We start from the raw sequence: 21,893 nt of genomic DNA, 5'->3' as shown, positions 1-21,893 counted from the left end.
GCCCGGTGGCGGGCTTCCTGCATGGTTCCTACCACCGATACAAGTACGACGACGCAGGTTAGCTGCGCCGTCGTACCACTTCCGCTACTTCTTACGCCGTTCGCGTACCCGAACCGAAATCTGGAGCGGGGAACCTTCGAAACCGAAGGTGGCGCGCAAGCGATTTTCCAAGAAACGCCGGTAGCCTGCCTCGATGAAGCCGGTGGCGAAAAGCACGAAACGCGGCGGGCGCGTCGAAGCCTGGGTGCCGTAGAGGATGCGCGGCTGCTTACCCCCGCGCACCGGATGCGGGTGCGCGGCCGCCAATTCGCTGAGGAAAGCATTGAGTTTCCCGGTGGGAATACGCTGATCCCAGGAGCGCAGCGCCGTGGTCATGGCATTGGAGAGTCGATTGGTATGCCAGCCGGTTTTTGCCGAGAGATTGACGCGTGCCGCCCACTGGATCTGCACCAGTTCGCGCTCGAATTCGCGGTCAAGTTCGAAACGGCGTTCTTCATCAACTTCGTCCCATTTATTGCAGACGATCACGAGGGCGCGCCCGGCATCAATAACCTGCTGGATCACCCGAATATCCTGTTCGGTGAGCGGCTCTGAGGCGTCGATAAGGGCGAGGGCCAGTTCCGCTTCCGCCAGCGCGCGCTGGGTGCGCAGATTCGCGTAATAATCCGCCCCGCGAGTCTGGTGCACCCGCCGGCGAATCCCCGCGGTATCCACAAAAGTCCACGGGGTGCCATCCAGCTCGATAACTTCATCAACCGGGTCGCGGGTGGTTCCGGCAATATCGCTGACCACCGCGCGGGTTTCCCCGGCCAGCTGGTTGAGCAGGGAGGACTTGCCCACATTCGGGCGCCCCACAATAGCGACCCGGCGCGGCCCGCGCCGCTTGGGGCGGGCCGGCACCTCGCGTTCTTCCGGAAGCGCACGGATCACCACGTCCAGAAGATCACCCGAGCCGCGCCCGTGCAGAGCCGAAACCGGGTAGGGCTCCCCCAGCCCCAAAGACCACAGGTAGGCGGCATCCGGTTCCTGCTGCGGGGAATCCACCTTATTGGCCGCCACGATCACGGGTTTGCGCGAGCGGCGCAGCACCCGCACCAGGGCTTCATCGGTATCCGTCATCCCGACAGTGGCATCCACCACGAAAATAACGGCATCGGCCTGCTCGATAGCAATTTCGGCCTGCAGGGCCACATCACGATCCAGGCCCGCCACATCGCGTTCCCAACCGCCGGTATCCATGAGGAGGAAGCGGCGATCCGCCCATTCGGCCTCGTAGGAGACCCGGTCGCGGGTTACGCCAGGGACGTCCTGCACCACGGCTACCCGCTTGCCAACAATACGATTCACCAGGGAGGATTTGCCAACATTCGGCCGCCCGATAACCGCCACCACGGGCAGCGCGCGGGCAGCGGCTTCCGCATCCTCAGGTTCTTCCCCAGCCAGGAGTGCCAGATCGGCCTCGTCCAGATCGTAGGCTTCCAGACCGGCGCGGAGCACGCGTTCAGCGTCGTCCGGGGTGGTCCCTTCCGCGCTCATATCGCGGTATTCCTCAGTCATTCCTGTTCCTTTCCGGAGCCCTGTGCCAGCGTGCGCACCGCGGCCACCACGTCCGCAATACTCATCTGAGAAGAATCAATTGTAACGACTCCTTCGCGATCTTCCAGGAAAGAAGCGACCGTGGAGTCCTGAGCATCGCGCTCGGTTACTTCCGCGCGGGTGGCGGCCAGGGCATCGGGTGCCGCGCTGCCGCGCACTTCCCGGGCCCGCCTGGCTAAACGTGTTTCTTCCGATGCGGTGAGGAGAATTTTTGTGGGAGCTTCCGGGGCGACGACGCTGGTAATATCGCGCCCCTCCACCACGATGCGCGGGTGCGCCGCGATAATGGCCCGCTGCCGGGCAATGAGTTCAGCGCGCACCTCAAGATTGACGGCTACCTGGGAAACCACCCGGGAGAGCTCCGGGGCGCGGATAGCGGCGGTAATATCCTCCCCTTCGCAGCTAATTTTTTGATTATCCGGATCGAGGGGCATGTCAAGTTTCATGGCCCGCACCACCGCGGTTACGGCCGCTTGGTCGGTGAGTTCCACGCCGGCATGCTGGGCGGCCCAGGCCGCGGCCCGGTACATGGCTCCGGTATCGAGGTAGCTGAGTCCGAGCTCGCGGGCAACCTGGCGGGAGACGGTGGATTTGCCCGAACCGGAAGGCCCGTCAATGGCAATGGGATAGCCCGCCGTTTCGAGGCACGGGGTGTCCATGGCTTCGGCGTGCGGGGTAGCGGCTGCCTCGGGGCCTTGCGTGCCCGCCGTGTTCATCTCACTCATGCTCTCCTCCTTCAATAAAAGCCTGCCACTGGCGCGCGGCCAGCGCCGCGCTGAGATCCCGGGCCGCGGCCGGCGCTACCGAGAGCCGTGCCCGCCCCACTTTTTGGGCCACGGAATGCTCGAGCGAAAAATCTTCAATATTCACGCCGATCTCCCCCACTTCGGTGAAGAGGCGGCCCAATTCGCCCGGGCGGTCGGGAACCAGAACGGTGACCTCGGTATAGCGCTGGGGTGCTCCCCCGTGTTTGCCGGGAATGCGCGCCACCCCGCGCCCACCTTCGGCCATCACCGCGGCAACGGCCCGCGCCAGCCCGGGTGCCTGCGCCGTACCCGCGGCCGCTTCGAGGGCACTCGCCAAGCTCGCGGTACGCTCGGCAACATCGCGAAGCACGGGAGCAACCGCCGCGCAATTGCAGGCAATAATCGCGGTCCACAATTGCGGATCCGAATGCGCCAGCCGCGTCATATCGCGTAATCCCTGGCCGGCAAGGCTCAGCTCGGTAGCTGCGGCGTCGTTCAACGTACCCGCCAGCAGGGACGACACCAGCTGCGGGACATGACTAACGAGGGCGACAGCGCGGTCGTGCGCGCTGGCCTCCACGAGGATCGGCATGGCGCCGCAATCCAAGGCGAGGCTGCGCAAACGCGCAATATCTTCCTCGCGGGTTTCCGGACGCGGGCAGATGACCCACGGGCGGCCCTCAAAAAGATCGGCGTCCGCGGCAATCGCCCCGGAACGTTCCCGGCCGGCCATCGGATGGCACCCGAGGTAGCGCTCCCGCGCCGGATGCGCGGCGAGGCGCTCCGCCACCACCGCCTTGACGGATGCCACATCGGTCACGAGCGCGGTGGGGAAACGATCCAGGGCTGCGCTCACCACCTGCGCCGTGACGTCCGGAGGCACCGCAACCACCACGAGGCTCGGCTCCCAGGCGCTTTCCGGGGGTTCCTCCCCCGCACCCAGATCGCGGGCCAGGGCCGCGGCCAGCGGGGAGGAATCCTCCAGGTACACCGGAATATCGCGCAGCCGCAGGCGCAGCCCGAGGGACGCGCCCAGCAGCCCCGAGCCAATAACAAGGACCGGACCTGCGTGCATCACATCCCTACCGAATGCATGAGGGCCGAGAGCTCGCTACCCGCGATCACCCTGCTTTTACCCGGGCGTAGCCGCCCGGCGTCGATAGTGGCGAAGCGGGTGCGCACCAGTTCCATAACCGGGTGCCCCACTTCCTCCATAATCCGGCGCACAATGCGATTGCGGCCCGAATGCAAGGTGAGTTCCACAATGGAATTGCGCGGCTGGGATTCCCGCAGCACGAATTTATCCACCCGAATGGGGCCGTCCTCCAGGGTGATGCCCTTTTCCAGCACCCGCGCGAGGCCCCGGGTGACCTGGCCTTCCACCCGCGCCACGTAGGTTTTCGGCACCTCGTAGGAAGGGTGGGTGAGCCGGTGGGTGAGTTCGCCGTCGTTCGACAGCAAAATCAAGCCTTCGGTATCTTCGTCCAGGCGCCCCACGTGGTAGAGGCGCTGCTCGTATTTCTCCACGTACTGGGCGAGGCTCGGGCGGCCCATATCATCATCCATCGTGGACACAACCCCCGGCGGCTTGTAGAGCGCCACCGTGAGCAGATCAGGTTTGACGGCGATGGGCATTCCGTCCACGTGGATGGTGTCACGTTCGGCATCCGCCCGCGTTCCCATTTCGGTTACGACGGCGCCATTGACGGCCACCCGCCCCTCGGCAATGAGCGCTTCGCAGGCGCGCCGCGAGCCCACCCCCGCGTGGGCCAGGATCTTTTGCAAGCGTTCTCTCATCTTATTTCTCTTTCCACATCGTCAAGTTCGGTTGCGTCGGGCAAGTAGGGCGCCAGGGGCGGCAGCTCATCCAGGGAATTCATCCCCATGGCTTCGAGGAAATACGGGGTGGTCGCATACAGCACCGCACCGGTGGACGGCGTGGTGCCCGCTTCTGCAATAAGACCGCGGGTGGCGAGGGTACGCACAACTCCATCAACATTCACGCCGCGAATCGCCGCGATCTGGGCGCGGGTCACCGGTTGCCGGTAGGCGATCACCGCCAGCGTTTCCAAAGCCGGCGTGGATAGTTTACCCGATTGCCCGCGGGTCACGTGGGCCAGCACAATATCGGATACCAGCGGATTTGTGTAGAAACGCCAGCCTCCACCCGCTTCGCGCAATTCGAATCCGCGCGGGCGGCCGCTGCGGTACTCCCGGGCCAGGTTCTCCAGCTCGGTGCGGGTGTCCGCTTCGCTCAAGCCCACCGCTTCGGCAAGAGTGGCGAGGGGAACCGGGGTGGCCGCCACGAAAAGCACCGCCTCGAGGGCGGTGGCGGGGCAAAGATCGGCCACGAATTCTCCTTGTAATGTTGCGGACCAGGCAGGGTGCGCGGGCTGCGCACGCCTTGTGGCCCAGTCTAGTCGCTGCCCGGCGCGGTGGTTGCTGATACCTCGCCGTATTCCGCGGCGACGTCGCCCGCCCCGGCCGCCCCGCGATCATCTAACGGGGTGGGGCGCAGCACCAGCGCACCCAGCGGTTCATCCTGCTCCGCGGCAATCGCGCCCCGGCGCAGCAATTCCAGCACCGCCAAAAAGCGGGCCACCACCACCTGCACCGATCCGGCATCCGCGCACAGCTGCGTGAACGTGAAAGACTCCCCCGCCCGGAAACGTTCCTCCAGGTAGGCCACCTGGCTGGCTACCGGAACCACCGGGGAGTGCAGGTGCTCCAGCTGGACCACCGGTTCGGAGGTATCGCGGGTAAAAGCGCGGGCGGCCAGTAGCGCCAGGTCCATAACCCCGAGCGGGAGGCGCACCTCCGGAAGTGCTTTCGCGTACATTTCTTCGAGGGGGACATCGCGGCCCACCCGCCGCCCGGTTTCTTCCAGGCGCGCCCCAAAATCGCGGGCGACCTCTTTGAACGCCCGGTATTGGAGGAGCTTGGCGAAGAGCAGATCGCGCTGCTCGAGGAGCTCCCAATCTTCTTCTTCGCTTTCGTGGCGGGGCAGCAGGCGCGCCAATTTCATATCGAGGAGGGTGGCGGCCACCACCAAGAACTCCGAGGTGGTGGAGAGATCCACTTCCGGCCGGGAACGAATCCAGGCAATGAACTCATCGGTGACTTCCGCCAGCGCCACCTCGGTAATATCCAAGTTTTTCTTGGAAATCATGGTGAGCAGCACCGAGAAGGGCCCCGAATACACATCGAGGTCAACATCGAAATCGGATGAGGCGTCAAAAAGAGTGGTCACGCCCACTCCCGCTTAGGCACTTTGGCCGCGGGCAATCACTTCGCGCGCCAGCTTCCGGTAGGCCACCGCCCCCGGGTGCGAGGGCGCATACTGGGTGATGGGTTCCCCGGCCACCGAAGCATCTGGGAACTTCACGGTGCGGGCAATATAGGTGTGGTAGACCTTTTCCCCGAAGCCTTCGTGTACGGAACGCATCACATCACGCGAATGGAGGGTACGCATATCCACCATGGTGAGAAGCACCCCGTCAATAGTGAGCCGCGGATTGAGGCGATCCTGCACCCGCCCGATTTGCTCGGTGAGCAGCGCCACCCCGCGCATGGCGAAGTACTCCGCCTCCAGCGGGATAATCACCCCGTGCGCGGCCGTGAGCGCATTAACGGTGAGCAGGCCCAGGGAGGGCTGGCAGTCAATAATAATGACGTCATAATCATCGAGGACCGGCCGCAGCACCCGGCTGAGAGCCTGTTCGCGCGCCACTTCATTAATGAGCACAATTTCGGCCGCGGAGAGGTCAATATTGGCCGGGACCACATCCAGGCCCTCCACCTTCGAGTGCTGGATAATGCCCCGCACATCCGGTTTCGCGGAAATGAGTTCGTTATAAATGGTGCGATCCAGCGCGCGGGCATTAATCCCCAGACCGGCCGAGGCGGCGCCCTGCGGATCGAAATCCACAATGAGAACGCGCCGGCCGTATCCGGCCAGCGCCGCGGCGAGGTTAATCGACGTCGTTGTTTTCCCCACCCCGCCCTTCTGGTTGGACATCGCAATAATGCGCGCCGGGCCGTGTTCCTGCAAAGGCTCCGGTTCGGGAAAATCCACGTTCTCAGTTTCAAAAAGCGCGTTCTGTTCGGTCACATCTCTAGGGTACCTAAACTCGGAGGACTTGCGGTGCCATTTCTGGCGAAGAGCGTAGAACGACGACGCCGCGCCTGCCCCGCTTCCTACTCACTGCGCAGTGCCCGCGGGTGCGAGGTGGCATACACCTCCTTGAGTACCTCGCGGGAAACCTGGGTATAAATCTGGGTGGTGGTCACCGAGGAATGCCCGAGCAGCTCCTGGACCACCCGCACATCCGCGCCGCCCTGGAGCAGGTGGGTGGCAAAAGAATGCCGCAGCGAATGCGGGGACACATGGGTGGTTATACCGGCACGCTCGGCAGCCTGGCGAATAATGAGCCAGGCGCTCTGGCGGGAAAGGGCCCGCCCGCGGGTATTGAGGAAGAGTGTGGTTACGCCTTCCCCGCGCGCGGCCAGCTCCGGGCGGGCCCGGGTGGTGTAGGCATCCAGGGCTTCCAGGGCGTAGCGCCCGAGCGGCACCACCCGTTCTTTGCGACCCTTGCCGAAAAGCCGAATCGTGGCCGTCTCCGTATCAATATCATCAGCGGTGAGCCCGAGGGCTTCGGAAATGCGCGCGCCCGTCCCGTACAGGACTTCCAGGAGTGCGTGGTCGCGCAGGCCCAGGGGCGGCGGGGTGGCCCCGGCCGCCTCAATCATGGCGGTGACCTCCGCGATTGTCAGAGCTTCGGGCAGGCGCGCGGGGAGTTTCGGGGGACGCACCCGGCTGGCCGGATTGGCCGGGCTGGCGCCGTCGTCGTATAAAAACGTATGAAAAGCCCGCACCGCGGTCACGGCCCGCGCAATAGAAGCCGGGGCCATTCCGGTGAGCGTTTCGGAAAAGGACGCGACGTCCTCTTCGCGCACCTCGGCGGGGCTGGTGACGCCGCGGGAATCTAGGTGCGCAAGATATTTACGCAAATCACGCCGATAAGCGGCCACGGTATTGCGCGATAACGCGCGTTCGACGGTGATATGGGCGAGGAATTGCGTAACCGCGCGCTGTAGGGGCGGGGTGCCGGGTTCGGCCATATATTCTCCTTCGCGGATGCGCGGTAGGCGTGCCGTGCGCACACGTTACTCGGGCGGGCGTGCCCTCGCGCAGTAGTGGCCGCGGTACTCGGGCTTTCGTGCCCTCGCGCCGGGCGCGAACGGGGGTGGGCCTCGGGCGCGCGAAACCCGCTCGACCAGTAGACTAGTGCGTGGCACATCTCATGTAACCACAACCTTATGTTAGGAGAATTCAATGGCGAAGCTCGAATGGTCGCAGCTCGATCAGCGGGCCGTGGATACCACGCGGCTGCTGGCCGCGGATGCGGTGCAAAAAACCGGGAATGGGCACCCGGGAACGGCCATGTCCCTGGCGCCGGCGGCCTATCTGCTCTACCAGCGGGTCATGAACCACGATCCGGCGGATTCTGCGTGGGTGGGCCGTGACCGTTTCATTCTCTCGGCCGGGCATTCCTCCCTCACGCAATACAATCAGCTGCTGCTGGCCGGCTACGGTCTGGAACTTGATGATATTAAGGCGCTGCGCACCCTCCATTCCAAGACTCCCGGGCATCCGGAATATGGCTATACCAACGGGGTGGAAATGACCACCGGGCCGCTGGGTCAGGGCCTGGCCTCCGCGGTGGGATTCGCGATGGCCTCCCGGCGCGCCCACGGGCTTTTCGACCGGGATACCCCGCTTGGCGAGTCCGTTTTCGATCATTTTGTGTACGTGATTGCCGGCGATGGCTGCCTCCAGGAAGGCGTGACCAGTGAGGCTTGCTCGCTGGCGGGCACCCAGGAGCTCGGAAATCTTATTCTCATTTACGATGACAACCGCATCTCCATTGAGGACAATACCTCGATTGCTTTCAGTGAGGATGTGCTGGCGCGTTACGAAGCCTACGGTTGGCACACCCAGCACGTGAATTGGATTAAGGAGGATGGCTCCTACCAGGAGGATGTCCAGGCGCTCTACGATGCGATTCTGGCAGCCCAGCAGGTCACCGATAAGCCCTCCATTATCAAGCTCTCCACCATCATTGCCTGGCCGGCGCCCACCAAGCAGAACACCGGCGCTTCACACGGCTCGGCCCTGGGCGTGGAGGAAATTCGCGCCACCAAGGAAATTCTGGGCTTCGACCCGGATATTGATTTCCCGCTGGAAGATGAAGTGCTGGCCCACACCCGCACACATGCGGCAGAGCGGGCAGCCGCGGCCCGTAAGGATTGGGATGCGCGCTTCGAAGCCTGGCGGGCTTCCCATCCGGAAGAAGCCGCGCTCTATGATCGCATCCGGGCCAAGAAGTTCCCGGAGGGCTGGGAAAAGAAGCTGCCGAGCTGGGAGCCGGATCCCAAGGGTATCGCTACCCGCGCGGCTTCCGGGGCGGTGCTCAATGCCCTGGCCCCGGTACTCCCTGAGCTGTGGGGCGGTTCGGCCGATCTGGCCGGCTCGAATAACACCACGATGAAGGGCGAACCTTCCTTCCTGCCCGCGCATCGCTCCTCGGAGATGTTCTCCGGTGATATTTACGGGCGTACCCTCCACTTCGGTATCCGCGAATTCGCCATGGGCGCGATCATTAACGGAATTACCCTCGATGGGCTCACCCGCGCCTACGGCGGTACCTTCTTTGTGTTCTCCGATTACATGCGCGGCGCGGCCCGCCTGGCGGCCATCATGAATATCCCCTCGATTTTCGTGTGGACGCATGATTCGGTGGGTGTGGGTGAGGACGGCCCCACCCACCAGCCCATCGAACACCTGTGGGCTTACCGCGCCATTCCGCGCCTCAATATTGTGCGGCCGGCCGATGCGAATGAAACCGCGGCCGCGTGGCGCGGAGCGTTGGAGAAGGTCGACGGCGGGCCTACCGGGCTCATCCTCACCCGCCAGGGCGTGCCGGTTCTGGAAGGGACCTCCACCGAAGGCGTCCTCAAGGGCGGCTACGTGCTGGCGGACTCCCCCACCGGGACGGTCGATGTGCAGCTGCTGGCCACCGGTTCGGAAGTGCAGCTCGCGGTAGCGGCGCAGAAGACCCTCGCGGAGCAGGGCGTGGGTGCCCGCGTTATCTCGCTGCCCTGCCTGGAGTGGTTCGAAGCTCAGGATCGGGCCTACCGCGATGCGGTGATCCTCCCCGATGTGAAGGCGCGCGTCTCGGTGGAAGCTGGCGCCACCTTCGGCTGGGCTGGCTACGTTGGCGATGCCGGGCGCAGCGTGGGTATCAATACCTACGGAGAATCCGGCCCCGGCGGTGAGCTCATGAAGGAATACGGGATGACCGCCGAGCACGTGGTGTCGGCAGCCCTCGAATCCATCGAAGCAGCGCGCGGGTAGCTGGCACTTAGCTGCCGTAGCCGATAGCTGGCGGCTAGCAGGCAGTTAGCAAACACCTAGCTGGCGGGAACCGCACTCGTTTCACGCTAGTCGCGTAACATCATCAAGGTCGCGTGGCCGCTGTGCCGGTCACGCGACCTTGATTAGTTGTGGCAGTTTCGGCTCCGGAGGTTATTCGTTGTCCTATAAGCCGTTTACGCGAACTGGGCGACCAGCGGCTCCCGGAGCCGTCCGCACACCGTGATGGACACAGCCGTGCCCCTTTTCGGCTCAAGCGTCTACCATAAGACAGGCGCATATTCTCGCCCGCTTTTTCACGACAGGAATTTTATGGTTGCTCCTACCTCAGGTAATCCGCTCCGTGCCGTCGCTGACCGCCGCCTCCAGCGAGTGGCCGGCCCCTGCGGCATTGTTCTTTTTGGCATCACCGGTGACTTGGCGAACCGCAAAATTCTTCCTGCTCTCTACGATCTGGCGAATCGGGGGCTGTTACCGCCGTCGTTCTCCATTATCGGAGTGGCGCGCCGTCCCGTGGACGCGGCCCGCAGTGTTGAAGCGGCCATCCGCAACGGCGCCCAAACTCCGGTTATCTCCACCACTCTGGCCCAAATCCTCGACGGTTTACGGATGGTCGAAGGCCAGTACAACGATCCGGAACTTTACCGCGCCCTCGGGGCGACCATGGCGGATGTGGATGCCACCCGCGGTACCGGCGGTAATTTCGCTTTTTATCTTTCCATTCCGCCCAGCCTTTTCCCAGTGGTGACCGAAGGGCTCGCCAACGCCGGGCTCAACCGCGGGGCACCGGGCAGCTGGCGGCGCGTGGTTATCGAGAAGCCCTTCGGGCACGATATGGCTTCCGCGCGTGAACTCAATGCTTCGGTGAGCGGGGTCTTCCCCCACGATTCGGTTTTCCGCATCGACCACTACCTCGGTAAAGAAACGGTGCAGAATATCCTCGCGCTGCGTTTCGCTAACGAGCTTTACGAGCCGCTGTGGAATTCTTCGCATGTGGACCACGTGCAAATCACCATGGCGGAGGATATTGGGATTGGTTCGCGCGCCGGGTATTACGACGGTATCGGGGCCACCCGCGATGTTATCCAAAACCACCTGCTTCAGCTGCTTGCCCTCACCGCGATGGAGGAGCCGACCTCTTTCCACGCCGATGCGCTGCGGGCCGAAAAGGAGAAAGTCCTCGAGGCTACCCACCTGTTCGGGAGCCCGGCGCAGGCTTCGGTGCGGGCGCAGTATTCCAGCGGGTGGCAGGGTGGCCAGTGGGTGCGCGGCTACCGGGAAGAAGACGGTATCCCCGCTGAATCCGTGACCGATACCTACGGGGCCATTGCCCTGGGGATTGAGACGCGGCGCTGGTCCGGGGTTCCGTTCTACCTGCGCACCGGCAAGCGGCTCGGGCGGCGTGTTTCCGAAATTGCGGTGGTCTTCCGCAACCCGCCCTTCCTGCCCTTCCCGGACGTGGCCGGCCTGGGCCAAAACACCCTGGTTATCCGGGTGCAACCCAATGAAGGTATCACTTTTAAATTCGGTTCCAAGGTGCCCGGCTCGGAAATGCGCCTGCGTGATGTCACCATGGACTTCGCCTACGGCCACGCTTTTACCGAGTACACCCCGGAAGCTTACGAGCGCCTCATTCTTGACGTGCTACTGGGCGATCCGCCGCTCTTCCCGCAAACCCGCGAGGTGGAAGAATCCTGGCGGATTATTGACCAGGTGGAAAACTATTGGGATGCTCATCCGGAGTCCCTGGAAACCTACGCGCCCGGGTCCTGGGGCCCGGCCGGTGCCGATGCCATGCTCGCCGCCCACGGCCACGCCTGGCGCCGCCCCTAGCCGGCACTCTCAGCGGCCCCCTAGGCCGGCACCCTAAGCGGCCCCTATCCCGTACCTGAAAGATCCGAGGAAGCTTCATGATTAACCATATTGCCGATACCACGTCCGCCCAGGTGGGCCAGCAGCTTGATCAATTGCGCGGAACTTCCGGGGTGGGAGCCCTCGGGAGGGTCCTCACGCTCATTATTGTGGCGCATACCGAGGGCGGGGTGCGCGATGCCCTCGAGGCGGCAGCCGGGGCCTCCCGCGCCCACCCTTCGCGGATTATCGCGGTGCTTCCCGTGGCTGGGGAAACCGCGCGCCTCGATGCGGAAATCCGCACCGGATCCGAGGCCGGCGCTTCCGAGATCGTTATTTTGCGCGCCCACGCGGGTGCCGCGGAGAATGTGGATACCCTGGTGACCCCGCTGCTGCTCCCCGATACTCCCGTGGTGACGTGGTGGATTCAGAATATGCCGGAAAACCCGGCGGCGACCGCGGCCGGCCGCATCGCGCAGCGCCGCATCACCACCACCCGCACCGCCGATCACCCAGCCCTGGCGCTCCAGCATCTTTCCGCCAATTACGTTCCCGGGGATACCGACCTGGGCTGGGCGGGCACCACCCTGTGGCGCAATTACATCGCTTCCATGGTCGATGAATTCCCGGGCCGCACCATTACCGGCGCGAAGGTATGGGGGCGCCCGCACCGTTCCTCGCTTTTCTTGCTCGCCGCGTGGCTGCGGTTGCGCCTGGATGTTCCGGTGGAGATTGAACCGCAGGAGGGCGCTCCGATTACCGGCGTGGAGATTTTCTTGAACGACGGCGCAGCTCTCAGCCTGCATCGCACCCCGGGCAATGATCACGGCATGATGCTGCGCCCAGGCCGGGCTCCCCAGGAAGTATCTTTGCCGGTGCGCAGCCTTGAAGCGATGCTCATCGAGGATCTGCGCGACCTCAATCCCGATACCGCCTACGGCGAGGTCCTCACCAAGGGACTCCCTCTGCTCGACTACTCCCCCGCGGATGTGGATGTGTAGTCCCCCGGATGCGGGTATGGAGTCTCCCGCGGATGTGGATGTGAAAGCTCCCGCGAACGCAGAGACTGTAGCCACGGGTAGCACTGCGGCATACGGCGCGTAGCATCTAGGGCAGGAAACAGGGCCGGTACGTCATCATTTACGTACCGGCCCCGCTGTTTAAGACCTATATTGACGCCTCGTGAAAACTCTGAGGGCTTAGATGCCGACCTTGACGATGAGGCCGATGAGGATAATGGAAATTCCCCAAATGAGGGCAAGCACCACGGTGATGCGGTTGAGGTTGCGTTCGGCTACGCCGGAGGAACGCATGGACGTGGAAATGCCGCCACCGAACATATCGGAGATTCCGCCGCCCTTGCCTTTGTGCAGCAAGATGGAGAGCGTGAGGAAGATGCTGGTGATGAGCATAAGCACTTCGCAGGTAATGAGCAAAGCTTTCATTTCCAGTCCTTTCGAGTGCTTCGTGCACCCGGAGAGTAATAGAGTCCTTGGTTAGTGTACCTGGTGGAACCGGGCTGCGGGAAATAAAACGTGCGGGGTGGGAAGAATCCCACCCCGCACGCCGGAGCTAACCGGTATCAACAGCTAACCGGTACCAACCGGTAGGGCCAGAGCTTTCGCTCCCAGCCCGTAGCTAAGCCATGAGCCGGTATGGATTCCGGCTCTAGCCGGTGTGGCCTTAGCCGCGGAACATCACGATCTTCGCGAATTCTTCCGCCTTGAGGCTGGCGCCGCCCACGAGGGCACCGTCAACATCAGGCTGGGCCATGATTTCCTGGACGTTAGCAGCCTTGACCGATCCGCCGTACTGGATACGAACCGCGGCAGCCGCATCCGCACCGAAGGTTTCTTCGATACGGGCCCGGATAGCGCCGCAGACTTCCTGGGCGTCTTCCGGGGTGGCTACTTCGCCGGTGCCAATAGCCCAGATGGGCTCGTAGGCGATCACGAGCTTGGCGATATCCGCGGCCTGGAAACCTGCGAAGAGTTCGTCAATCTGGGAGACGACGTACTCCACGTGCCGGCCTTCCTTGCGCACCTCAAGTTCTTCACCGCAGCAGACGATAGGCGTCATGCCAGCGCCAAGAACCTTCTGTGCCTTCTGGCCGATGAGTTCATTGCTTTCGCCGTGGTAGGCGCGCCGTTCCGAATGGCCCACGATGACGTAGCTGCACCCGAGCTTGGAAAGCATCGAGGTAGAGATTTCGCCGGTGTAGGCGCCTTCGTCATGCACGGAGACATCCTGGGCACCGTAGGCGATGCGCAGCTCATCCGATTCGCACAGGGTCTGGATGGAACGCAGATCAGTGTAGGGGGCGAAAACCGCCACATCCACATCACCGTAGGTGAAACCGGCGTCGTCCAGGGTCCACGCGACTTTTTGGACAAGGTGGGTAGCCTCAAGATGATCCATATTCATCTTCCAGTTACCCGCCATCAGGGGGGTGCGTGCCATTAATCCTCCAGAACAGCGATACCGGGCAGGGTCTTACCCTCGAGGAATTCGAGGGAAGCGCCACCGCCGGTGGAAATGTGGTTGAACTTCTCTTCGTCGAAGCCGAGGATGCGCACGGCCGCCGCGGAGTCACCGCCACCAACGATGGTGAAGCCTTCGGCATCCTGCATGGCCTGGGCAACGCCCTTCGTGCCCTCGGCGAAGGCCGGGAATTCGAAGACGCCCATGGGGCCGTTCCAGACGATCGTCTTCGAGGAAGCGATCTTCTCCGCGTATTCGGCCACGGTTTCCGGCCCGATATCCAGGCCCATGCCGTTGGCGGGCATATCGGAAGCGGAAACGATTTCGGACTCAGCGTCCTTATCGAACTTATCAGCGACGACGACGTCTACCGGCAGGAGCAGCTCCACGCCCTTATTGGACGCGGTCTCCAGGTACTCGCGGGCCTTCTCGATCTGGTCATCTTCGCACAGCGAGGAACCGATCTCATAACCCTTAGCGCGCAGGAAGGTGAAGGCCATGCCGCCACCGATAAGGAGAACATCAGCCTTGTCCAAGAGGTTCTCAATCACGCCGATCTTATCGGACACCTTGGAGCCACCCAGCACCACGGTGTAGGGGCGCTCCGGATCCGCGGTGGCCTTGGACAGCGAATTAATTTCCTTGGCAACAAGCTCACCGGCGGCCGAAGGCAGCAGCTTCGCAATATCGTAAACCGAGGCCTGCTTGCGGTGCACCACACCGAAACCGTCGGAAACGAACACATCGGCCAGCGCGGCGTATTCCTTGGCGAGAGCTTCGCGGTCAGCATCGACCTTCGAGTCTTCGCGCTTGTCGTAACGCACGTTCTGGAGCAGCACGATGTCGCCGTCGTTCAGGGCCTCGATCTTGGCCTTGGCGTCCGGGCCCACGGTGTCCTCCGCGAGGGGGACCTCACGGCCGAGCAGTTCACCCAGGCGCTTGGCTACCGGAGCGAGGGAGAATTCCGGCTTCGGCTCGCCCTTGGGGCGGCCCAGGTGCGCGGAAACGATGACCTTCGCCTTGGCGTCGAGGAGACGCTTAATGGTGGGCAGCGCGGCGCGGATACGGCCGTCATCGGTGATGCGATCCCCGTCCAGCGGAACGTTGAAATCGGAACGAACAAAAACCTTCTTGCCGGTGAGGTCACCGAGCGATTCAATAGTCCTCATATTTTTCCTTTCGCGTAGGGAAGCCCGTGCGCGCTAGCGCACGCACGGGCTTCACATCAGCTCATCGCTTGATCTTTAGAGCTTGCTCGCAACGAGGTTGGCAAGCTTCACGAGGGAAGCGGCGTAGCCGTATTCGTTGTCGTACCAAGCGCCGATCTTGACCTGGCCGTCCATCACCTTGGTGAGGCCGGCATCGAAGATGGACTGGTGGTGATCACCGATGATGTCCGAAGAAACGATGGGATCCTCGGTGTAAGCGAGGGTGCCCTTGAGAGCGCCTTCGGAGGCTTCCTTCATCGCGGCGTTGATTTCTTCCACGGTGACATCGGACTTCTCAGCTTCGAAGGTGAGGTCCGTGAGGGAGCCGGTGATGGTGGGGACGCGCACGGCGTAACCATCGAGCTTGCCCTTGAGTTCGGGGAGAACCAGAGCCACGGCCTTGGCCGCACCGGTGGTGGTGGGGACCATGTTCTGCGCGGCCGCGCGGGCGCGACGCAGATCCTTGTGGGGGCCGTCCTGCAGGTTCTGATCCGCGGTGTAAGCGTGGATCGTGGTCATGAGACCCTTCTTGACGCCGAACTTGTCCACGAGGACCTTCGCCACCGGGGCGAGGCAGTTCGTGGTGCAGGAAGCGTTGGAAATAATATTGTGCTTGGCCGGATCGTACTGATCGGAGTTCACGCCGATAACGAAGGTGGCATCTTCACCCTTCGCCGGGGCGGAAATAAGAACCTTCTTAGCGCCGGCTTCGATATGAGCCTGGCAGGCTTCACCGGTGCGGAAGCGGCCGGTGCACTCGAGAACGATATCAACCTCGAGTTCCTTCCACGGGAGGTTGGCCGGATCCTTTTCAGCAAGAACCTTAATCTTCTTGCCGTCGAGCACGAATCCATCTTCGGTTGCTTCAATCTCCACGGGGAGGCGGCCGCCGGCGGTGTCATACTTCAGCAGGTGGGCGAGAGTCTTGATATCGGTCAGGTCATTGACCGCGACGATCTCGAAATCCGCACCCTCGGCGAGGGCTGCGCGGACAGCGGCACGACCAATACGGCCGAAGCCGTTAATAGCAACGCGTACAGTCACTCTTTATCCTCCTCACGCGCCAGCTAGCGCGTTTCCAACTCGACTTCTTGTCTTTGAGAAGTCCGTCCGAGAACTTCTCTCGGAACCACTCACTATTCTACCGGTCACGTTCGGCTGGGGCTAATGCCAGTTGGAAGGAGCTTGCGAGCTTTGGCACAGAGCGAAACTTGAGAACGGCATAACACGCCCTTAGTCCCATTTTTGACTGTTCTATTTTTCGACGACGGCGAACGCGCTACCGCGCGTTAGGACATGGCCGTGTGCCCTGCCGCCCGCACTGCGGCCATCGTGTCCGGAATGCCCAGCTCCTTGGCCCGTTTATCCGCCATGGAATTCAGCCGACGCAAGCGCCCGGCCACCGCATCTTTCGTGGCGCGCGGGGTGAGTTGCTCCCCGAGCAGGTTGAGGGAATCTTCCGGGTGGGCGATACGCGCTTCGCCAGCCGCCCGCAAATTCTCCGGCACATCCGTGCCGAGAATTTCAAAAGCTCGCTTGACCCGAATCACCGCGATAACAGCGGCATCGGCACTGCGGCGCATATTTGCGTCGTCGAAATTAGCAAGACGGTTAACCGTGCCGTGGACTTCCCGTTCCACACGTAATTCTTCCCAGCGCAGCACGGCGTCATTGGCGCCCATGCGGGTGAGCATATCGGAGATCGCTTCTCCCCCGCGGATATCGATCCGGTGGGCCCCGCGCGATTCGCGTACCCGGTAGGGAATATCGAGGCGGCGGGCCAGCCCGCCCAGTGCGTAGGCCGCCTCGAGGCGCGGGCAAATAATCTCCAGGGAAGCATTGCGCCCGGGTTCCATGAGCGTGCCGCGCGCCAGGAAAGCTCCGCGCCAAGCAGCTCCCGCATCGGCTTTCGAGCCTCCCACCACCGCGGGTGGAAGCCCGCGTACCGGCCGGCCGTGCGCATCCAGGAGCCCAAGTTTCACCGCGATGCGCTCGGTGTTTTCCGAGGAACGCACCAGGAAACGCTGGCCCTGGCGCATCTGCGAGGAGACCGAGAGAAGTTCGGGTTCCACGGAGAACAGCTGGCGCACCAGTTCCCACAGGCGCTGCGCGGTGGGGCGGTGGCCCACTTCGGCCACCAGTTCCAGGGTGCGCGAACGCACGGCCAATCCCCCGCCGTACCGGAACATCGCGGTGAGTTCAGCCAGAGCGGCGGAAAGCGAGGCCGGCGTAACGGTGGCTAGCTCATCTTTCACCGTACGTGTTAACGCGGACACGACTCCCCTTCCTTCGATGGTGGGACCGCTGCTGACCGGGGAATATCCCGGTTGTGGATTCTTCCCCGTGCGGGAGCTTCCGATTTAGGAATCTCCTATGACGCCTTCGAAGGCATCCCGATAGGCAGCGGCCAAACGTAGCGCATCGTGACGTGCGCGATTATCGCCCATTCTAACCTGTCGCAGCATGAGAGTGGCCCCGATGCCTTCGGCTTCCGCGGCTACTTCACCGATATCGTCCACGCTGCGCGGATCGGCCACCACCACGTCAATGCGCAGATCAGGGGCGTGGCGGGCGAAGGAACGGATATGGTCCGCGGCGCTCATCCCCCAGGTTTCGCGCTCGGTACGCAGATTGAGGGCGAGGACCCGGCGGGCCGGGGAGCGCACCAGGGCCGCGTGCAGATCGGGAACCATGAGGTGGGGAATAACAGAGGTGTACCAGGAACCCGGCCCGAATACGATCCAATCGGCTTCGTCAATAGCGGCGATTGCTTCGGGCTGGGCGGGAGGATTCTCCGGAATGAGGCTGACGTGCTCCACTTTGCCGCGGGCCGTTGCCACCGCCACCTGACCGCGGTAGAGCTGGGGGCCGTCTTCCTCATCAATGACCCGTGCTTCGATTTCCAGCGGGATGGGTGACATGGGCAGCACCCGCCCGTCAATGCGCAGCAGCTGGCCCACCCAGTCGAGGCCGGAAACCGTGCTCCCCAATTGTTCCCACATGGAAACAATAAGGAGGTTCCCCATGGCGTGCCCGTTGAGGGGGCCTTCGGAGGAGAAACGATATTGCAGGACGTCGCGCCAGGTCTGGCCCCATTCGCCGTCGTCACATAAGGCAGACAGCGCCATGCGCAAATCTCCGGGCGGAATCACGTTGAACTCATCGCGTAAGCGCCCCGAGGAGCCGCCGTCGTCCGCAACGGTGACCACGGCGGTGATGTTTTGGGTGATGAGTCGCAGGGCCGAAAGTGAGGCATACAGGCCGTGACCGCCCCCGAGGGCGACGACGCGCGGGCCGCGACTACCGCGCCCGCCCATTATTCGCGCCCCAAATCACGGTGGATGGTGCGCACTGAGTGCCCGGCCGCCCGCAGTGCTTCGGATACCGCTTCCGCGATGGCCACCGAGCGGTGTTTCCCGCCGGTGCAGCCAATGGCAATGGTGGTGAAGGGTTTGAGTTCACGGGCGTAGCCGGCCAGGATGGTGTGGATGAGGTGGGAGTACTCGCGCACAAAAGCTTCCGCGCCGTCCTGCTCCAGCACGAAATGAGCTACCGGTTCATCGTGGCCACTCAGGTGGCGCAGCTCGGAAATCCAGTAGGGATTGGGCAGGAAGCGCACATCGGCCACATTATCCGCGTCCAGCGGCAGGCCGTATTTGAAGCCGAAGGACATAACCGTGACGCGGGTGGCTTCTGTTCCGGAGGTTTCGCCCACGAGGTGGCGGATTTTCCGGGAAAGATCGTGGACGGAAAGGCGGGACGTATCGATCACGGAATCGGCGCGGCTGCGCAGATCCGCGAGGAGTTTACGTTCCGCGGTAATGCCGTCGTAAAGCCGGCCGTGGCCCTGGAGCGGGTGGGGCCGGCGCACGCTTTCGTAGCGGCGTACCAGCGAGGCATCATCGGCATCCAGGAAGATAATGCGGTAATTAATACCACTATTCGTGAGATCGGTGAGGACTTCCAGGAGCTCAGCGAAGAATTCCCGGGAGCGCACATCCACCACCGCGGCCATCCGGGTCACTTTCCCGTTTCCGGAGAGCAGCCCGGCCAGGGCGCTGAGCAGGCGCGGCGGGAGGTTATCTACCACGTACCAGCCGAGGTCCTCCAGGGTGGCAGCCGCTCGGGAGCGCCCCGCGCCGGACATCCCCGTCACAATAATGATCTCCGGGACGTTGGCCGGCGGTAGTTCCGTGCTGCAATCAGCGGCCGGAACAATGGCGGGGATACGGGAAGTATCGTTGATGTCACGCGTGTCACTCATATCTCCATCATGCCACAACGTACGCGCCCCGCTACTCCTCCGGCAATGCTTCCTTAACGGCCCGCCGCGTCCAGTTTGCGCGAGGCCAACCCGTTATTCTTCACCCAGTGCTTCCTTAATGGCTGCCGCGAGCACCGGGCCGATGCCCGGCACTTTGGTGAGTTCCTCGATACTGGACTCCCGGATCCTTTTGACCGAGCCGAGCGCACTCAGCAATTTCTTTTGCTTGGCTGGCCCCAGCCCGGGGATGGCGTCGAGCGCGGAGCGGGTCATCGCCTGACCGCGTTTCTTGCGGTGGAAAGTAATGGCGAAGCGATGCGATTCATCGCGTAGTTGCTGGAGCAGGCGCAGCGCGGGCGAGGTACGCGGGAAAATAACCGGGAACTCCTCCCCTGGAATCCACACTTCTTCCAGGCGTTTGGCCAGGCCCACCACCCGCACATCGGCGCCGAGCTCATCAACCACCCGCTGGGCGGCATTGACTTGCGGGAGCCCACCGTCCACCACGAGGAGGTCGGGGCGGTAGGCGAAACGGCGCGGGGCAGCGGTGGGTGCGCCTGCGTCTTCCACGCCGCCGGCATCGGCGGCGTGCGCGGCGTCGTCGTTCAAACGGCGCAGCCGGCGGCGCAGCACTTCGTCCATCGCGGCGGGATCATCACTGTCTCTTTTACACCTCTAGGTGGGTATAAGAGACAGCCTTTGAGGCACCCAGCAAGTCGGGAGAGGGTCGTGGAGGGGAAGAGGGTAGGNGTAGGCGAAACGGCGCGGGGCAGCGGTGGGTGCGCCTGCGTCTTCCACGCCGCCGGCATCGGCGGCGTGCGCGGCGTCGTCGTTCAAACGGCGCAGCCGGCGGCGCAGCACTTCGTCCATCGCGGCGGTATCATCACGGGCCCCCTGGCCTTCCGGCCCGCGCACGATGAAATGCCGGTAATCGGAGGTTTTCTTCAGGCCGTCTTCGAAAACCACCATGGAGCCAACCTGCTGATGGCCCTGGGTATGGGAAATATCGTAGCCTTCGATGCGCAGCGGGGCGCGATCCAAATCCAGGCCGATGCGCAGTTCTTCCAGGGCTTGGGAACGCACTGTTATATCGGCGGCCCGCGCCAGCTTGTTACGGTCAAAAGCCTGCTTGGCATTCGCGTGCACGGTATCCGCCAGCTGGGCTTTGGGACCGCGCTGGGGGCGTTTCAGGTGGACCGGCCCGCCGCGCCGCTGGGCGAGCCAGCGTTCCAGCCCGGCCCGATCCGAGGGGAAAACCGGCACCCAAATCTCCCCCGGGATGGCCCCGGGCGGTACGTGGTCCCGATCATCAACGGAGGTTCCGGCCCGCACGGTGCGGTCCCCCTGGGTCCCCACCCCACGATAGGAGTCATATTCGGGATTGCCGTAAATATGGAGGAGCAGCGCGTTAATAATATCGGCCGGTTCGGTACCTTCGGTTTCCGTCACCCAGCCGCGCTGTCCGCGGATTCTACCGCCGCGCACGTAAAAAATCTGGACCGAGGCATCAATTTCATCGGATTCCAGCCCGATAATATCGGCGTTGAGATTGGAATCGAAGACCACAACATTGCGTTCGGTTGCGGTTTTCATCGCGGTGATTTCATCGCGTAGTTTCGCGGCCCGTTCAAAATCTTCCACGGCAGCTGCTTTTTTCATCTCCGCGGTGCGGGCGCGAATAAAATCGCTGCCGTCCGATTCCATGAATTTTACGAATTCTTCGGCGACGGCGCGATTCTCCGCCGCGCTCACCAGCCCGGCGCAGGCTCCGTTGCACAGCCCGATATGGGTGTTGAAGCAGGGTTTCCCGGTGCGCTGGCCCCGCCGAAATTCCGCATCGGAGCACGAGCGCATGGTAAACACGGGAAGCAGGGCGTCCAGCACTTTCCGGATCGCCCACACCTTGGTGTACGGCCCGAAGTACAGGGTGCCTTTGCGGTGCTTTTCCCGGGTGATATAGGCGCGCGGGAACTCCTCCCCCAGGGAAACCGCCAGGTAGGGATAGGACTTATTATCCCGAAACATCACGTTGAAGGGCGGTTCGAATTCCTTAATCCAGGAGTATTCCAGGGTGAGGGCCTCGATTTCACTACCCACCACCACCCACACCACATTGGTGGCGGTATGCACCATGGTGCGGATGCGCGGGATGAGGCGTTCGGGCGGCTGGAAATAATTCTGGAGCCGGTTGCGTAGATTCTTCGCTTTCCCGACGTAAAGAATGCGCCCTTCACCGTCCACGAAACGGTAGACGCCCGGGTCGGTGGGAATGGACGACGGCGCCGGGCGGTAGCTGCGTGGATCAGCCACGG

The 21,893-nt window shown here is 63.1% G+C and carries 18 protein-coding genes and 1 pseudogene; 3 read left to right on the top strand and 16 right to left on the bottom strand.

Annotated features, from left to right (window positions below; genetic code table 11):
- Positions 1-84: 84 nt before the first annotated feature.
- The 8 genes from der to xerD form a co-directional block, all read right to left on the bottom strand.
- Positions 85-1,557 (bottom strand): ribosome biogenesis GTPase Der, encoded by a 1,473-nt coding sequence (der, locus tag CZ322_RS07380; RefSeq protein WP_087070779.1) that lies wholly within the window; start codon positions 1,555-1,557, stop codon positions 85-87.
- Positions 1,554-2,321, bottom strand: a complete 768-nt coding sequence (cmk, locus tag CZ322_RS07375; protein WP_087070778.1) for a (d)CMP kinase — start codon at positions 2,319-2,321, stop codon at positions 1,554-1,556. The genes der and cmk overlap by 4 nt, the downstream gene beginning before the upstream one ends.
- Entirely contained in the window at positions 2,314-3,417 is a 1,104-nt protein-coding gene (locus tag CZ322_RS07370; RefSeq protein WP_087070777.1) for a prephenate dehydrogenase, read from the bottom strand. The genes cmk and CZ322_RS07370 overlap by 8 nt, the downstream gene beginning before the upstream one ends.
- Positions 3,417-4,139, bottom strand: coding sequence for a pseudouridine synthase (locus CZ322_RS07365; protein WP_016442768.1), 723 nt, complete (start codon positions 4,137-4,139; stop codon positions 3,417-3,419). The genes CZ322_RS07370 and CZ322_RS07365 overlap by 1 nt, the downstream gene beginning before the upstream one ends.
- Positions 4,136-4,693 (bottom strand): SMC-Scp complex subunit ScpB, encoded by a 558-nt coding sequence (gene scpB, locus CZ322_RS07360; protein WP_087070776.1) that lies wholly within the window; start codon positions 4,691-4,693, stop codon positions 4,136-4,138. Before scpB ends, CZ322_RS07365 begins: the two co-directional genes overlap by 4 nt.
- Before the next feature lie 65 nt (positions 4,694-4,758).
- A complete protein-coding gene (locus CZ322_RS07355) occupies positions 4,759-5,592 on the bottom strand; it encodes a segregation and condensation protein A (RefSeq protein ID WP_087070775.1) in 834 nt (277 codons plus the stop codon).
- 12 nt (positions 5,593-5,604) lie between these two features.
- On the bottom strand, positions 5,605-6,453 hold the full coding sequence (locus CZ322_RS07350; RefSeq protein WP_087070774.1) for a ParA family protein: 849 nt from the start codon (positions 6,451-6,453) through the stop codon (positions 5,605-5,607).
- A gap of 86 nt (positions 6,454-6,539) precedes the next feature.
- Entirely contained in the window at positions 6,540-7,463 is a 924-nt protein-coding gene (xerD, locus tag CZ322_RS07345) for a site-specific tyrosine recombinase XerD (protein WP_087070773.1), read from the bottom strand.
- Between the two features lie 214 nt (positions 7,464-7,677).
- Between xerD and tkt the strand changes: the two genes are divergently transcribed.
- The 3 genes from tkt to CZ322_RS07330 all read left to right on the top strand — a co-directional run bounded on the left by tkt (position 7,678) and on the right by CZ322_RS07330 (position 12,629).
- Positions 7,678-9,759 carry a transketolase gene (tkt, locus tag CZ322_RS07340; RefSeq protein ID WP_087070772.1) on the top strand — a complete coding sequence of 694 codons (2,082 nt, stop codon included), beginning with the start codon at positions 7,678-7,680 and terminating at the stop codon, positions 9,757-9,759.
- Between the two features lie 330 nt (positions 9,760-10,089).
- Positions 10,090-11,610, top strand: a complete 1,521-nt coding sequence (gene zwf, locus CZ322_RS07335; RefSeq protein ID WP_087070771.1) for a glucose-6-phosphate dehydrogenase — start codon at positions 10,090-10,092, stop codon at positions 11,608-11,610.
- 77 nt (positions 11,611-11,687) lie between these two features.
- Complete coding sequence (locus tag CZ322_RS07330) at positions 11,688-12,629, top strand: glucose-6-phosphate dehydrogenase assembly protein OpcA (protein WP_026429338.1); 942 nt, start codon at positions 11,688-11,690, stop codon at positions 12,627-12,629.
- A gap of 198 nt (positions 12,630-12,827) precedes the next feature.
- On the opposite strand, the gene secG is transcribed toward CZ322_RS07330, so the two are convergent.
- The 8 genes and pseudogenes from secG to uvrC form a co-directional block, all read right to left on the bottom strand.
- Positions 12,828-13,073 carry a preprotein translocase subunit SecG gene (gene secG / locus CZ322_RS07325; RefSeq protein WP_016442760.1) on the bottom strand — a complete coding sequence of 82 codons (246 nt, stop codon included), beginning with the start codon at positions 13,071-13,073 and terminating at the stop codon, positions 12,828-12,830.
- Positions 13,074-13,311: 238 nt separating this feature from the next.
- Positions 13,312-14,088, bottom strand: a complete 777-nt coding sequence (tpiA, locus tag CZ322_RS07320; RefSeq protein ID WP_026429336.1) for a triose-phosphate isomerase — start codon at positions 14,086-14,088, stop codon at positions 13,312-13,314.
- Positions 14,088-15,278 (bottom strand): phosphoglycerate kinase, encoded by a 1,191-nt coding sequence (locus CZ322_RS07315; RefSeq protein WP_026429335.1) that lies wholly within the window; start codon positions 15,276-15,278, stop codon positions 14,088-14,090. Before CZ322_RS07315 ends, tpiA begins: the two co-directional genes overlap by 1 nt.
- Positions 15,279-15,353: 75 nt before the next feature.
- Positions 15,354-16,361 (bottom strand): type I glyceraldehyde-3-phosphate dehydrogenase, encoded by a 1,008-nt coding sequence (gene gap, locus CZ322_RS07310; protein ID WP_026429334.1) that lies wholly within the window; start codon positions 16,359-16,361, stop codon positions 15,354-15,356.
- A 245-nt stretch (positions 16,362-16,606) separates the two neighbouring features.
- Complete coding sequence (whiA, locus tag CZ322_RS07305; protein ID WP_087070770.1) at positions 16,607-17,593, bottom strand: DNA-binding protein WhiA; 987 nt, start codon at positions 17,591-17,593, stop codon at positions 16,607-16,609.
- An 84-nt stretch (positions 17,594-17,677) separates the two neighbouring features.
- Complete coding sequence (locus CZ322_RS07300) at positions 17,678-18,634, bottom strand: gluconeogenesis factor YvcK family protein (protein ID WP_087070769.1); 957 nt, start codon at positions 18,632-18,634, stop codon at positions 17,678-17,680.
- Positions 18,634-19,581, bottom strand: coding sequence for an RNase adapter RapZ (gene rapZ / locus CZ322_RS07295; protein WP_026429331.1), 948 nt, complete (start codon positions 19,579-19,581; stop codon positions 18,634-18,636). Before rapZ ends, CZ322_RS07300 begins: the two co-directional genes overlap by 1 nt.
- 93 nt (positions 19,582-19,674) lie before the next feature.
- A pseudogene (uvrC, locus tag CZ322_RS07285) lies at positions 19,675-21,891 on the bottom strand (excinuclease ABC subunit UvrC).
- Between the last annotated feature and the right edge of the window lie 2 nt (positions 21,892-21,893).

It is taken from the genome of Actinotignum timonense, assembly GCF_900155575.1.
Classification (GTDB): Bacteria; Actinomycetota; Actinomycetes; order Actinomycetales; family Actinomycetaceae; genus Actinotignum; species Actinotignum timonense.
This window is presented reverse-complemented; position numbering and strand designations above follow the sequence as displayed.